Origin of the sequence: Micromonospora sp. NPDC003816 (assembly GCF_042874705.1) — a bacterium.
Classification (GTDB): domain Bacteria; phylum Actinomycetota; class Actinomycetes; order Mycobacteriales; family Micromonosporaceae; genus Micromonospora.
The window spans coordinates 24692-38829 of the sequence record NZ_JBIANP010000014.1 but is presented as its reverse complement, the minus strand read 5'-3'; the positions used below and the strand labels follow the sequence as shown (position 1 = coordinate 38829).

Sequence of the window (14138 nt, the reverse complement as noted above, 5' to 3'; positions counted from 1 at the left end):
ACGCCCCTCCCTGACCGGCCCGGCATGGTCAGCGTCCGATCGCGGCCTGGACGTCGGCGACCGTCACGGTACGCAACTCGTCGAGGCTGGGTCGCTGACCGGACTGGCGCAGTCGCTGTGCCTGAGCCTTGCGTACGCCCTCGAACAGCTTGCGCGCCTCCCGGGCGTTGCCGAAGTTCTCGTCGCGTTCGATCGTCCCGAAGTGATCCCGGAGCACCTCGGACACCCCGTCGTCCAGGAGGTACTCGTCGCCGTCGGCCATCCGCTCCACGATTACGACCAACTGTTCCGGCGAGTAGTTGCCGAACTCGATCGTCCGCGCGAACCGGGAGGCCAGACCGGCGTTGGCGTCGAGGAACGTCACCATGTCGCCGGTGTAGCCGGCGGCGATCACCGCGATCTCGTCCCGGTGGTCCTCCATCAGCTTGACCAGCGTGTCGATGGCCTCCTGGCCGAAGTCGCCGCCGCTGCCGAACGAGCGGGAGAGGGTGTACGCCTCGTCGATGAAGAGCACGCCGCCGCGCGCCTGCTCGAACACCGCAGCGGTCTTCTCGGCGGTGTGGCCGAGATATTGTCCGACCAGGTCGCGGCGGGACACCTCACGGAACGAGCCGCCGGGCAGGGCACCCAGCGCGGCGAGCAACTCGCCGTAGATGCGCGCCACCGTGGTCTTACCGGTGCCCGGCGCACCGGCGAAGATCAGGTGATGGCTCACCGCACCGACCGGCAGCCCGGCGCTGCGTCGCCACTCGTTGACCTGGATCTCGTCGATCAGGGCACGGACCTCGTCCTTCACCGACTCCAGGCCCACCATCGCCTCCAGGTCGGCGAGCAGCCTCTCCACCCGGGCGGTGTCCTGCGGCGTGGTGGCGCGGGCGGCTGCCGCACCGAAGGCCGCCTGCCGGTTCACCCGACCCTCCACGATGGTCGGGGAGGCTCCCTCGGCGATCTCGAACGCCGGTTCGGCGGTGTTCTCGGTGGTGCACTCGGTGACCGAACCCTGGCAGCCCCGGCCGAAGGAGACCGCCGGACCACGGGTGTCCCGGATCCGGCAGCGGCGCAGCACCGGCGCGCTCTGGTGCACCACGGCGATCCCGGCCTGACCGGTCTGCGAGATCTCGCACGCCTCGATGGTGGGCTTGCCGTACTGGTAGATGTAGATGCCCCGGTTGCCGCACCGGGCCACGGTGGTGGTGCGGATCGTCGGCGCGGCGCCGATCCGCACGATGATGCCGTCCTCGGCGAGGTCGGTGAACTCGCAACCCTCGACGCTGCCCTCGGAGTCCTCCACCACCAGGCCGTAGCGTCCCCCGGTGACCCGGCAGCGGGCCAGGTTGAACTCCGAGCGACCGGCGATCTGGACGGCGGCGCCGAAGCCGGCGCTCAGCTCGCAACCGGTCAGCGTCAGCTTCGCCCGGTCCGCCACCACGACCGGTGCGTCACCGGCCTTGAGCACGAGGTCACGCAGCTCCAGGCGCCCGGAGTTGCAGGAGACCGTCGGGTACGTCCCGGAGGAGGCGTCGATGGTTACCGTGCCCGGCCCCTCGGCGGCGACCACGGTGGCGCCACGGTCGTTGACGAACAGCGCCTCGTAGTACGTGCCGGGGCTCACCGCCACGACGGTGTCGTCGCCCGCTGCCGCCAGCGCCTCACCGATGGACGGGTAGGCGCCGGCTTGGTCGGTCGAGACGAGAAGGGTGCGCGTCATGGCTCCGGGGCTTCGTGCGGCGAGCATGCGGGGGGTCGGACCGACGATATCCCAGCCGTACTACGCCGTGTGAGCCTGTCGCGTCCGGGATACGGCGGCCCGACGGGCGAGAGTCGGGCCGCGTCGGGACTTCGTACTGGTTAGGCTCGTCGGGCGAGTTCAGGCCGCACCGGGCCGGATCGCTGTCGACGCCGGGAGGACGGATGACGCAGCCGCGGATGCTGCCGCTGGCGGCGGGTGCGCTGCTGGCCGACGGCACCGTCTACACCCACACCTCGGTACGCGGGGACGTGCCGCCGGACCTGCACCCGGTGGTCCGGCGCTTCCTGCACGGGTTGTCGGTCGACCAGCGCGAACGCTTCGCCGGCTGGTGCGCCGAGGCGGTGCTGGTCTCCGACCGCCTGTACGCGGCCGAGCAGGGTGGACCACCGATCGAGGCGGCGCGGGCCCGGGCGCTGCTCTGGGGCGCGAAGGTGCGGGTGACCCGGGTACGCGAGGAGGGCGACCCGCGCCACGGCGAGGTCCAGCCGCCCTGCCGATCCTGCGCCGCGCTGCTCGACTGGTTCGGTATGGAGGCGTTGACGTGACCGGACGGTTCCCACCCCTGGTGGCCGAGGCCCTCGCCGAGGCGGGTTGGTCGCCCGACGGCCGCGACGACGACCGGGGCCGCGAGTGGGGGCTGCGGATCGCCGCCCAGGCCAGCCCTGGCGGCCGTCAGCACGTGATGACCGCTGCGGCCATCGGCGCGTACGCCGAGTTCGGCGGGCTGCGGGTGATCCCGCGGGGCGACGGCGAGCAGATCGCGCCGAGCGACTTCCACCTGGACCCGTTCCTGGTGGGGCAGTCGGTGGAGACGCTCGCCGAACTGGCCGAGGCGATCGGCGCGCCGTTGAGCCCGCTCGGCGAGGAGGGCGGCGGCACCGGCATCCTCGCCGTCGACGCCCAGGGTCGGGTGTTCGTGCTGGACCACACCGGGGACTGGTTCCTCGGGGCGGACCTGGACGAAGCGATCACCGGTCTGGTGCTCGGCCGGCAGCCGCAGCGGGTGAACCGGGACGGCGGCTGGTGACCGACCGGCACCCCGCCGTCGACCGACAGCCCGCCACCGACTGGCAGCCCACCACCACGACCGAGCGGGCGATGCTGGCCGCCGCCGAGGCCGACGACAGGGCGGCCTTCCTCACCGCACTCGCCGAGGGTCCACTGCTGCTGCCGGTGTCGCCGTCGGCGGCGGCCGGTCTGGAACCGGTGGCGTGGCCCACCGGCACCCACGACGGGATCACCCACGTGCTCGCCTACACCTCGGCGGGAGCCATCGCCGCCGGCCTGCCCGGCCGGTCGGTCGGCTACCACGTGCTCGGGCTCGCCGACCTCGCCGTCGACTGGCCCGACGACACGTGGATGCTGGCCGTCGACGCCGGGCTGCCGATCGGGCTGCGGCTGACCGCCGAGGAACTGCGGTCGGTCGCCGCACCGGTGGTCGAGGCGGAACGGCCGCTGCGCGAGGCGATCCGCCGGCAGGACCCGAACGCGCTGATGTCGGCGTTGTTCCGGGCCGAACTGGTGTTACCGCTGCGCCCGGACGGCCCGGCCACCCGGGACCTCTCCGACCCGGAGTTCCCCTGGTGGAGCCTGCCCGACGAGCAGGGCCGGACGAGCCTGCCGGTGTTCACGTCGGAGACCCGGATGCGGCAGGCGTTCGGTGACCACGACCTGGTGGTGATCAGCAGCCTCCAGCTCACCGACCACTGGCCGGACCTCTCCTGGCAGTTGCTGCTCAATCCGGACACCGCGCTGGCGGCGGCGTTGCCCGGTGAGGCGTTGCTGAAGCTGCGCGAGTGGGTCGGCGAACTGCGTGAGGTGATCACCGAGGCGGCCGAGGAGGAGCAGCGTCGCCGCGAGACGGCCGCGTACGCGGAGCCGTCGCGGCGGGGCGTACCGGTGCCGCGTACGGCCCCGGAAAGCGAGGTCGACGGGGGACCGGACCCGGACGTACCGCTGCTGTTGCAACTGGTCATCCCGCACCGGTACCTACCGTCCTACCTCGACGACGGATACGACCGGGCGGCCGGGCTGGTGCACGCCTGGCACGGCCCGGGCCGCGACACCCCGGCACGGCTCTACCGCCGCCTCGGGCTGCTCGGCGAGGGCTCGCCCTTCGAGGAGGCCGACGAGTGGGTGGCGGTGTTGCGCTGGCCGCCGGGTGAGACCACGCCGCCGGAGTGGGGCGAGGGCGGGCCACGCATGGAGTCGCTCGTCGTGCCGGACGGCACCGCCCTGCACTGCCTGCACCAGGACGGTCGGGACGAGCTGTTGGCCCGCTACGACGCGACCGCGCGGCGCTGGTCCCCGGCCTGATCAGGACCGGCGACGGGCGAACCAGGCGCGGGCCGGCGGGCTGCACACCAGGGCGAGCGAGACGCCCGCGAGGCCGCCCACCACCAGTGGGGTGACCATCGTCGGCTGGAAGGTCAGCTTGCCCTGTGTCAGCAGCGTGACGATGACGACGACGAAGATCCCGAACGTGAAGCCGGCCGGCACGGTCAGCCCGGCCGCACCGTCACCCTGCCAGGCCATCATCATCCCGAGCGAGGCGAGGAACACCACCAGCAGGGCGAGCGCGAGGACGGCGCCACCGATGCCGACCACCAGCAGCCGACCGATCCCGGTGCCCTCCGTGCGCAGCATGGCCAGGAAGAAGGCGATCCCGGCGACCAGCCAGACGACGACCGCAGGTGCCATCATCAGCACCGCGAGCGTGACCACGGGCGGGCGTGACGCCGCCGTCCGTTCGGGGCCGGGCAGGCCGGGCGGCTCACCCTGGGCACCGTGGGACGTCGCCGCCACCGACCCGGCCACCGTCGGCGCCGGGCCGAGGATCGGGGAAGGGGCCGGCGCCGGGTACGGGCCGGACACCGGCGGGGGGCCGGGAGGCGGGTACGGAGATCCACCGGTGGGCGGCGACGTCACGGGTTCCTCCTCGGGACGCATCGGTCAGCCCGGCGGCCGACGCCAGACCGCGTCTGCGGGCTGATCGAGCCCCTCCTGCGCGTCCGAAGGCGTTTCGTCGTCTGCTGGTGAATCGTCGTCGGCCGACTCGACCTGGTAACGGCGGGCCCGTCCACGCCTCAGCATGACGATGCCCACTATCCCGCCGACAATGAGCAGGAACACGGCAATGATCACTGCCCAGACGAAGATCAGGATGTCGTCCTCGCGCTCACGGGGGTTGGCCTGCCACGGCTCCAGGCCCCCTGCGCCCGGCGCGGTCGTGGCCGAGCCGGTGCCGCGGCCGTCCGGCTCGCCGGTCAGTGCCTGCCGGATGTCGAGGACTCCCCAACCGTAGTGCAGGTCGTGGCCGGGCTCGCCCTCGTCGCGGGTGGTCGCCAGCAGGCGCCGGAACATGTCGTACCCGTTCAGGTCCGGATACTCCGCCTTGATCAGAGCCAGCGCACCGGAGACGACCGCGGCACTGCCGCTGGTGCCGATCGCGGTGACGTACTTGTCACCCGGTGCCGCGCTGACGAGATCCTCGCCTGGCGCGGCGATGTCGACCTCTTCGGCCGGCAACGCCGCCTCCTTGCTGATCACACCGTTGCGGTCGGTGCCGTTCACTGCCACGGCGCTCTGATGCCGGGCGGGATAACCGATGACGCCGTCCTTGCGGTTGCCCACGCCAGCGACCACGATCACGTTCCGCTGGTACGCCCGTTCGACCGCTCGGTTCAGTTCCTCGTTGAAGCTGGCGCTCAGCGAGACGTTGACGATGTCCGCGCCGTTGTCGACCGCCCAGTTGATCCCGGCAGCTACCGCCGTCGGCTGGATCAGTGGACTCCGTTCGCTGCTGACGGTCACCGGAAGGATCTTGGCTTTAGGGGCGATCCCGAGCACTCCGTCTCGGTTGCCCGGACCGTGCCCGTGACCGGCGATCAACGACGCCACCCCGGTGCCGTGTCCCTGCCGATCGACACCGCCCTTGCTGTCGTCGTCGTAGAGGTCGACGCCGGGCAGGACGTTGTCCTTCAGGTCCTGATGGCGGGCGTCCACCCCGGTGTCGACCACCGCGACCACGACACCCTCACCCTGGGTGATCTTGTGCATCTCCGGAAGCTCCAGCGCCTTGAGATGCCAGGAGTCGTCCCGGGTCGAATCGGCCAGGGCGGGCACTGCCGGAAGGGCGAGAGTCGCCAGCACACTCATGGCGGCGAGTGCCAGGGCCGGTGCCGGTCGGGTGCGGACACGCATGTCCGTCAACCTCCTCTGTGGGCTCTGGCCGGACGGCCGAGGGACGTTTGGTCATCCGCATGGTACGGGCCGGTGACCCCGCCTGGGGTGACCGGCCCGCCCACGTCATCCCTGGCCGAGGGCCTTGCCCTGCTCTCGGGGCCGCTGCTCCGCCGGCGCCTCGACCACGCCGACGGCGGACGACTCGGTGACCCAGAGTTCGTCGTCGCCCTCGCCGTACTCCCAGGTCTCCTGCTCCCCGTCGCGCGCCTGACCGGTCCGCGGCTTGGGCACCGAGCCTCCAACGCGGCGTCCGCCGAGCGAGGGGGCCGGACCGGTCGTCGGTGCCGGACGCGCGGCACCGGTGCGACCGGTCAGGCCGGGCCGGGCACCGGTGCCCGGAGTGGACTTGCCGGACGGCGTGGCCGGGGGAGTGGCGCCCCGGCCGCCCGGAGCGGCACCCGCCTTGGGGGTTCCCGGTGTGGTGCCGCGCTGTCCACCGAGGCTCGGTGGCGGCGAGGCGGCCGGACGCCCGGGGGCGGCGCTGCGCTGACCGGGACGGGCCGTGGATCCCGGCAGCTTCGGGCTGGACGCCGGTGGGGTGGGTGAGCCGGTCGGCCGCAGCCCGCCCGGTCGGCCCGGACGCGCGCCGGGCGCCCCCGGTGCACCGGTGTTGCCCGGCAGGGTCGGACGGTTCGGTGCGGGCCCGCGCTTGCCGCCCGGAGGCGCCCCGGCGCCGTTACCCGCTCCACCAGCTCCAGGAAGCGTGGGACGGTTCGGTGCTGGCCCTCTGCTGCCCGGCGTGGTGGGTCCGCCGGCGCCCGGCAGCGAGGTGCGGGGAGCGTTCGGTCGACCGCCCGAGCCCGGTTGGTGCAGGCCCGGGTTGGCCGGACGAAGTCCGGGACCCGTCACCGGCGGCGGGGCCGGGCCGGGTGCGACGGGCGTGTTCGGCGTGTTCACCGGCGGTGGTGCGGCCGGCGGCGGACCGGCCGGAGCGACCGGAGCGGTGGTGCCGGCGAGGCTGACGCCGTCCGGCGTGCCCGGCGGCGGAGCGGCGGGTGCGGCGGGCCGATCGCCCGTGTCCGGCCGGTTCGGCATGTCCGGCCGGTTCGGGCGCGAGCCGTTGAGCGAGGGCGCGCCCGGGGCGCCGCCCGGCCGACCCGGTGCACCGGGCCGAGGTGCCGATCCATAGTTGATGACGGCGTCGGTCGGTCCCTTGAACTTGCCGCCCCGGGAGATGTTCGTGATGTACACGTCGATGTAGAGGTCGGCCAGCGGCTTGGCGATGTTCTTGGCTCGCTGGTGAAACTCCGTCTGGACCTCTTCGTAGGACTTGTGCTTGTCGCCGAAGATGTCGCTGAAGGTGACCTTGGCCTTGTCCTCATCGTAGATCCGCTGCTGGTTGCGCTGCTCGGCCTGATATTCCTGCCAGAGAGCCAGCATGTCCTGTTGAGTGGTCTTGATCTTGCTGGCGAGCTGCTCCAGACCGGTGGCGTTGTTGCTCGCCACGGTCTTCCACTCGTCCAGCGAGTGCAGCGTCGCGCCGACCCGGCCCATGAAGACGCGGGCGGCCGGCGACTGCCACTTGGCGTCGAGCGAGTCCGCGTGGCGCTGGAGGTTGTCCCGGGTCGACTGGAGCAGACTGGCGGCGCGTCGCCACATCTCGGCGAGCGCGGTCGTGCGTTCGTCGCTCTCCTTGCGGACGTACTCCCACATCTGCTCGATGTTCACCGAGTCCCAGGAGGTGGGTTCGTACGGCGTGGACTGGGCGGCCCGCTCGGCCGCGTAGTCGTCCGACACCCCGGAATACATGTGGTAGCTCGGCGGCTGCCAGCCGTAGTAGTCACTCATCCCCGCTCCTCCGCTTCGCTGACCGGCCGACCGTCACCGCAGGTTCGACTGGTCGATCGCGAGGTGATCCCCGTGCAGACGTTCGGCGTCTCCTGCGATCACGTACGCCCCCGGACCCTCACCGACCACCTCGCGCTGGGCCCACGCCGGAGTCTCCTCGCGCCGATCGCCGGTCGGGCAGGAGTCCATACCCTCGTAGGGGTTCATCGGCACGGGGTTGGCGGCCTCCTGAGGAACGGTCCCGGCCGGATCGTCGGCGCTGCCCTCCTGCCAGGCGCCGCTGAGCGTCTCCTGACCGTCGACCCCGTGGAACGCGTTGAGGACGTCGTCGTTGGTGGCCTGGGCGAGCGCGTCACCGGTCAGGTACTCAGCCGAGATCGAGATGGCGGCGGTGCTGAGCGCGACGAGTCCCTTCATCGCGTCGCCCATCAGGTGGGAGACCGCCATCCGGCTCTCGTCGTGGCGGCCCCGGAAGAACGCGGCCTCCTTCATCCCGCCGCCGCCGAACGGCGCCTGTACGGTGAGCATGGGTTGCAGGCCGCCCTCGAAACTGGGCCGGAAGTTCTCGTCCAACTCCTTCTGGATTGCCTGCGCAAAGTCCTTGAGCTGCTGGATGTCGACGTTGATCTCTTCGTCGACGAGCCACTCGTCGCCCATGTCCCTCCCCCGATCACTCACCTGGCACCGGCGCGGCCGGCCCACGCGCCCCGGCGAGGGTCCCGCCTTGTGCCGGCGTCGCAGCCTGTGGGGCGTCGACCACCGAGGCGGTCGCGCAGCCGCGCACGATAATCCACTCTGGCCGACGGTAGGCCGTCCGGGCAACCCCGTACCGCGCTCAGGACCGTGGTGGAAGCTGCACCAGCTGCACCAGCCGGGTCCCGCCGCGCCGGGACACCAGCCAGCCCCGGCCCGGTGGCAGCGGCCCGGGACGGACGGTGCCGAGCAGCACCCCCTCGTCCCGGTTGCCGGACATCACGATGCCCGGTGTGCTGATCTCCCGCAGCCGCATCAGGACGGGCTCGTACAATGCCCGGCTCGCGCCACCGGTGCGGCGGGCGATGACCAGGTGCAGACCGATGTCCCGGGCCTGGGGCAGGAACTCCAGCAGCGGGGTCAGCGGGTTGCTGCCCGCGCCCGCCACCAGGTCGTAGTCGTCGACCAGCACGTACAGGTCGGGGCCCTTCCACCAGTCGCGGGCCCGCAACCGTTCCGCGCTGATGTCCGGCGGTGGCAGCCGGTCCCGCATCACGGCGGCGACCTCGGTCACGATGCCCTCGGTGACCTGTGCCGTCGAGCCGTACCCGATCAGGTGCGGCGAGTCGATGTCACCGAGCAGACTGCGTCGGTAGTCCACGAGGACCAGCCGCGCCTGGGTCAGCTCGTTGCGGTCGACGATCGTCTGCGCCAGCGCCCGCAAGAACGTGCTCTTACCCGACTCGCCGTCGCCGAACAGGATGAAGTGCGGGTCGGCGGCGAAGTCCAGGTGCACCGGCTGCAGGTCCACCTCGGCGATGCCGATCGGCACCCCCGGGCGGCCGGTGTCCAGCAGGCTGCCGTAAGGGACCACCGGCGGAAGCAGCCGAATCGGCGGGGCACCCGGCCCCTGCCAGGCGGCGGCCAGGTCGGTGACCAGCTTGCGTGCCCCCTCGGGCAGGGTCTCCGCCTCCTGCGAGCTGTCAGCCCGGGGCAGCGCCGCAAGGAACTGCTGGCCGTCCGGCGTGATGCCGCGTCCCGGTGACTTGTCCGGCACGTTCATCGCCGCCCGGCGGTCCAGGTTGGAGTCGCTCGCGTCGGCCAGCCACAGCTCCAACCGGGTCCCGAAGACGTCCCGGACGGCCGGACGCAGGTCCATCCACCGTCCGGCGGTGACGATCAGGTGGATGCCGAAGGAGAGACCACGGTTGGCGATGTCGTTGATGGTGGGTTCGAGGTCCTCGAACTCCGACCGCAGCGTGGCCCAGCCGTCGATGACCAGGAAGACGTCGCCGAACGGGTCGTCGTCGTGCTGCCCGTGGCGTCGCGCCCGCCGGTACTCGGACATCGAGTCCACGCCACGCTCGGCGAACCGGCGCTCCCGCTCGCCCATCAGCAACTGCAACTCGGCCACGGTACGCCGCACCAGGCCGGCGTCGAGGCGGGTCGCCACCGAGCCGACGTGCGGCAGCTCGCGCAACGAGGAGAGCGCGCTGCTGCCCAGGTCGAGGCAGTACACCTGGGCTTCCCGAGGGGTGTGCGTCAGGGCCAGCGAGGTGACCACCGTACGCAGCAGGGTGCTCTTGCCGCTTTGCGGACCTCCGACGATCACCGCGTGTCCGGCGGCCCCGCCCAGGTCGAACCAGAGCACGTCCCGGCGTTGCTCGAACGGCTTGTCGACGATGCCCACCGCCACCTGCAACTCGCCCAGCAGACCGGCGTGCGCCACGGTCACCCCGCGCGCCGGGTCGGCCGTCAACGGCGGCAGCAACTGGTCCAGGGTCGGCGGCTCGGCCAGCGGCGGCAGCCACACCTGGTGGGCCGGTTTGCCCCGACCGGCGAGCCGGCCGACCAGGATGTCCAACACGCTCTCGCCGACCCCGTCGACCGGATCCGGTGTCTCCTCCGGCTTCGGCGTGCGGGTCACCGGCGGCGCGACGTAGGCGGTGGTGTACTCGCGTACCCGGTCCCCGCCGTCACCCGCCGCGACCGCTGCGGCGATCTTGCTCCGGTACGCGCCGGAGACGTACGCGGCCTTGAACCGCACCAACGGCTCGGTGCCGAACCGCAGGTAGCCGTGCCCCGGCGACCGGGGCAGCTCGTACGCGTCGGTGGCACCGAGCACCACCCGCGACTCCATCGCGGAGAAGGTCCGCAGACCGATCCGGTACGACAGATGGGTGTCCAGCCCCCGCAACCGCCCCTCCTCCAACCGCTGGCTGGCCAGCAGCAGATGCACGCCGAGCGACCGGCCGACCCGGCCGATCTGCACGAACATGTCGATGAAGTCGGGCTTCGCGGTGAGCAGCTCGGAGAACTCGTCACAGATGATCAGCAGGCTCGGCAACGGCGACAGCGGCGCACCCGCCGCCCGGGCCTTCTCGTAGTCGCGCTGCGAGGCGTAGTTGCCGGCGGCCCGCAGCAACTCCTGCCGGCGGACCAGCTCACCGTTGATGGAGTCGGTCATCCGGTCCACCAGCGGCAGCTCGTCGGCCAGGTTGGTGATCACCGCGCTGGTGTGCGGCAGCCCGTCCAGCCGGGTGAAGGTGGCGCCGCCCTTGAAGTCGACCAGGACGAAGTTGAGGCTCTCCGACGAGTGGGTGGCCGCCAGCGCCAGCACCAGGGTCCGCAGCAGTTCGGACTTGCCGGACCCGGTCGCGCCGATGAGCAGCCCGTGCGGCCCCATGCCGTCCTGCGCGGACTCCTTCAGGTCCAGCTCCACCGGCCCGCCGTCGCTGCCGATCCCGATCGGCACCCGCAACTTGTCGCGGTTGGGACGCGGCTGCCAGCCCTGGTCGACGTCGAACTCGTACGGGTCGCCGATGTCGAGCAGGTCGGCCAGGCCCAACTCGCCGGTCAACGGGGTGTCGCCGCCGCTGCGCGAGGCGGCCGACAGACGCAGCGGAGCCAACTGCATGGCCAGCGCCTCGACCTCGGCCGGTCGGCAGTCGTCGGCCCGCCCGATCTCCGCCGGCCCGTCCACCGTGACACTGTCCAGCCGGCGGTCCGCCGACACCTCCAGCACCAGCCGCGCCCGGTCGAGGAGACGCGGCGCCGGAGTGGAGAGGTCGAGCAGGGTCACACCCTCCACCCCGCCCTCGGTCATCAGATGGTCGGAACCGGCGGTGTCACCGCCGTCCACGACCACCAGCACGTGTGGCCCGGGGACCTGCTGACCGCCACCGCTGGCGTTGAACCGGGGCCGGCTGGCGAGTACGTCGTCGAGCATCGCCTCCAGGCCGGTCACCGAGGGCGACACCAACCGCAGTTGCCCCAACGCGTCGGTACGCGACGGGTGCAGGGCGTGCGGCAACCACTTCGTCCACTCCCACCCGGCCCGCCGATCCGGCGCCACGCAGATCGCGATCAGCATGTCGTCCGGTGCGTGGAACGCGGCGGCCTGGGCGAGCACCGCCCGGACCATGCCCCGCGCCGCCTCGACGTCGCCGCGCAGGTGCACCCGGGCGAACCCGTTCAGCGCCATGGTCACCGGCAGGTCGGGCACCTCACCGTAGGTGGTGAGGAACCGGCGCAACGCCAGCGCGCACATCGGCTCCAACTTCTCCAACGACGTGGCCGGCGGCGGCACCAGGGGCGTGGCCAGTTCCTGCGGGCCCAGGCCGATCCGGACCGTACCGAAGTCCACGTCGCCGCGCCGGCGCTCCCACAACCGCTGCCCCAACGGCAGCGACCAGAGGATGTCCGGATCCGGGTGCCGATAGAAGGCCGCCTCGCGCTGCTTGCGGATCGTCTTCAACACCCGACGACGCTGCCGCGACAGGTGCGTCATGTACTCCCGGCGTCGCTGGAGCATCTCCTGCTTTCCCGGCCCGCCCGCGTTGTTGCTCAACTGCGAACCGAGCATGCCGATGGCGGAGAGCCCGAACAGACCACCGGTGACGTACCCGAGAGTCGAACCGCCCCGACCCGCGAACATCAGGGCCATCGCGAACGAACCGGCGAGCATCGGCAGCATCATCATCATCTGCCCCCAGGCCTTACCGGTCGGCGCCGGCACCTCGGGCGGTGCCTCCAGGAGCACCTCGCCGGAGGGATACTCCGGTTCCGGCTGCCGGGCGGGTCGTTTGACGACCACGGTGCTCACGTGACAGACCTCCGTTGCCTCTCGCGGGCATGGTGCGTACGCCCGACACCCCCGTGCGCTCGGCCGTCGCGGAGAACCGGCACCCGCGTCACCGGCACATGGTAGGTAGCCTTCTCCCGTCAGGACAGCCGCGGGCCCATCGGCCCGCTCCGCGTACCGAGGGGTCGTCAGTGGTCACCCAGGCCGGAACCGGACTCGCGCGCATCGCCGTCGTCGCCCCCCACCGACGGCTGGACCTCGCCCTGCCCGAGCATCTGCCGCTCGTCGGACTGATGCCCGCGGTGCTGCGCCAGGCCGACGAGGAACCGTCGGACGGCACCGGCCACGGCGGGTGGATGCTGCGCCGCAGCGACGGTAGCGCCGTCGACCTGACCCGTACGCTCGCCGCCCAGAGCATCCGCGACGGCGAGACGCTGCACCTGGTGCCGCGCCGCACCGAGTGGCCGGAGCTGGCGTACGACGACCTCATGGAGGCCGTCGCCGACGGCGCCCGGCGTCGCGGCGTCGCCTGGACCCCGTTCGCGACCCGACTGACCGGCCTGATCGTGGCGGGTGTGCTGCTCCTGCTCGGCCTGGTCGTGATCGTCACCTCCACCCAGCCCGGCTGGCTCGGTGGCGCGGTCGCGCTCGGCACCGCCGCGGTGCTGCTGGCCGGCGGGATCGTGCTGTCCCGCGCGATGGCCGACTCGCTGGCCGGAGCGGTCGTCGCCGCCGCCGGGTTGCCCTACGCCTTCGTCGGCGGCGTGCTGGTGATCGGCTCCGGTGAGTCGGTCTGGGCGCTGGGCGCGCCGCACGTGCTGCTCGGCTCCGCCGTGCTGCTGCTCTCCGGCCTGCTCGGTCTGCTCGGCGTCGGTGACGCGACCCGGGTCTTCGTCGCCGCCGTCTTCGTCGGGTTCTGGGGCATGGTCGGCGGGCTGCTCGCCTTCGGCACGATGGACGCCGCCCAGGGCACCGCCGTCGTGGTCAGCGCGGTGGCCCTCCTGCTGCCGGCCATGCCGCTGCTCTCCGTACGGCTCGGCAAGATGCCGATGCCGGCGCTGCCGCGTACCGCCGAGGACCTGCTGCGGGACGAGCCGCAGCCCAAGCGGGAGATCGTCTACCAGGCCACCGCCCGCGCCGACGAGGTGCTCACCGGCATGATCTTCGGGGCCTTCGTCGTCACCGTCAGCTGCCTGGTCGTACTCACCGCCACCGGCACCGTCTCCGCGCTGCTGCTGGCCGGGGTGATCTCGCTCGGCTACCTGCTGCGGGCCCGGCTGGTGGCGACGGTCCGGCACCGGGTGCCGATGCTCGCCGCCGGCCTGGTGGGCCTGGGCCTGCTGCCCCTGGTCGGCGCGGCCGACGCGTCGACGGCCGCGCGGGTGCTGGCGGTGCTGCCGGTGGCCCTGGTCGCGGCCGGTCTCGCCGCCGCCGGGCTCGCCTACAGCCGACGCCCCCCGTCACCCCGGCTGGCCCGCCTCGGCGACGTCTGCGACATCCTGCTCCAACTCGCCATCGTGCCGGTGGCGTGCAGCGTGCTGGGCCTGTACGCCTTCATGCGCGCCATCAACGGCTGAC

General features: G+C 72.3%; 10 protein-coding genes. 4 read left to right on the top strand and 6 right to left on the bottom strand.

Features of this window, described 5'->3' with window-relative positions; translation table 11 throughout:
* Positions 1-28: 28 nt before the first annotated feature.
* On the bottom strand, positions 29-1708 hold the full coding sequence (locus ACFYTT_RS28100; RefSeq protein WP_131055394.1) for a right-handed parallel beta-helix repeat-containing protein: 1680 nt from the start codon (positions 1706-1708) through the stop codon (positions 29-31).
* Between the two features lie 203 nt (positions 1709-1911).
* Between ACFYTT_RS28100 and ACFYTT_RS28095 the strand changes: the two genes are divergently transcribed.
* The 3 genes from ACFYTT_RS28095 (at position 1912) to ACFYTT_RS28085 (ending at position 4066) form a co-directional block, all read left to right on the top strand.
* Positions 1912-2295 (top strand): YwqJ-related putative deaminase, encoded by a 384-nt coding sequence (locus ACFYTT_RS28095; protein ID WP_131055396.1) that lies wholly within the window; start codon positions 1912-1914, stop codon positions 2293-2295.
* On the top strand, positions 2292-2777 hold the full coding sequence (locus tag ACFYTT_RS28090) for an SUKH-3 domain-containing protein (protein WP_131055399.1): 486 nt from the start codon (positions 2292-2294) through the stop codon (positions 2775-2777). Before ACFYTT_RS28095 ends, ACFYTT_RS28090 begins: the two co-directional genes overlap by 4 nt.
* A gap of 71 nt (positions 2778-2848) precedes the next feature.
* On the top strand, positions 2849-4066 hold the full coding sequence (locus tag ACFYTT_RS28085) for an SseB family protein (RefSeq protein ID WP_176096055.1): 1218 nt from the start codon (positions 2849-2851) through the stop codon (positions 4064-4066).
* Here ACFYTT_RS28085 and ACFYTT_RS28080 read toward each other — a convergent pair whose 3' ends face one another.
* The 5 genes from ACFYTT_RS28080 to eccCa form a co-directional block, all read right to left on the bottom strand.
* Positions 4067-4678 carry a hypothetical protein gene (locus ACFYTT_RS28080; RefSeq protein WP_387263601.1) on the bottom strand — a complete coding sequence of 204 codons (612 nt, stop codon included), beginning with the start codon at positions 4676-4678 and terminating at the stop codon, positions 4067-4069. It lies immediately after the preceding gene.
* Between the two features lie 24 nt (positions 4679-4702).
* Entirely contained in the window at positions 4703-5953 is a 1251-nt protein-coding gene (gene mycP / locus ACFYTT_RS28075; protein ID WP_387263598.1) for a type VII secretion-associated serine protease mycosin, read from the bottom strand.
* A 105-nt stretch (positions 5954-6058) separates the two neighbouring features.
* Positions 6059-7783, bottom strand: coding sequence for a hypothetical protein (locus ACFYTT_RS28070; RefSeq protein WP_387263595.1), 1725 nt, complete (start codon positions 7781-7783; stop codon positions 6059-6061).
* Positions 7784-7816: 33 nt separating this feature from the next.
* Positions 7817-8440, bottom strand: coding sequence for a hypothetical protein (locus ACFYTT_RS28065; protein ID WP_387263592.1), 624 nt, complete (start codon positions 8438-8440; stop codon positions 7817-7819).
* Between the two features lie 178 nt (positions 8441-8618).
* Positions 8619-12581: a type VII secretion protein EccCa gene (eccCa, locus tag ACFYTT_RS28060; RefSeq protein ID WP_176095508.1), complete on the bottom strand. Its 3963-nt coding sequence runs from the start codon at positions 12579-12581 to the stop codon at positions 8619-8621.
* 170 nt (positions 12582-12751) lie between these two features.
* Between eccCa and eccD the strand changes: the two genes are divergently transcribed.
* Positions 12752-14137, top strand: coding sequence for a type VII secretion integral membrane protein EccD (gene eccD / locus ACFYTT_RS28055; protein WP_387263589.1), 1386 nt, complete (start codon positions 12752-12754; stop codon positions 14135-14137).
* Position 14138 lies beyond the last annotated feature (1 nt).

Excerpts from the sequence above, each read along its gene's own strand:
- ACFYTT_RS28095 (WP_131055396.1), top strand. The coding sequence starts at position 1,912 with ATGACGCAGCCGCGGATGCTGCCGCTGGCGGCGGGTGCGCTGCTGGCC.
- ACFYTT_RS28070 (WP_387263595.1), bottom strand. The coding sequence starts at position 7,783 with ATGAGTGACTACTACGGCTGGCAGCCGCCGAGCTACCACATGTATTCC.
- ACFYTT_RS28085 (WP_176096055.1), top strand. The coding sequence starts at position 2,849 with ATGCTGGCCGCCGCCGAGGCCGACGACAGGGCGGCCTTCCTCACCGCA.
- ACFYTT_RS28065 (WP_387263592.1), bottom strand. The coding sequence starts at position 8,440 with ATGGGCGACGAGTGGCTCGTCGACGAAGAGATCAACGTCGACATCCAG.
- mycP (WP_387263598.1), bottom strand. The coding sequence starts at position 5,953 with ATGCGTGTCCGCACCCGACCGGCACCGGCCCTGGCACTCGCCGCCATG.
- ACFYTT_RS28100 (WP_131055394.1), bottom strand. The coding sequence starts at position 1,708 with ATGACGCGCACCCTTCTCGTCTCGACCGACCAAGCCGGCGCCTACCCG.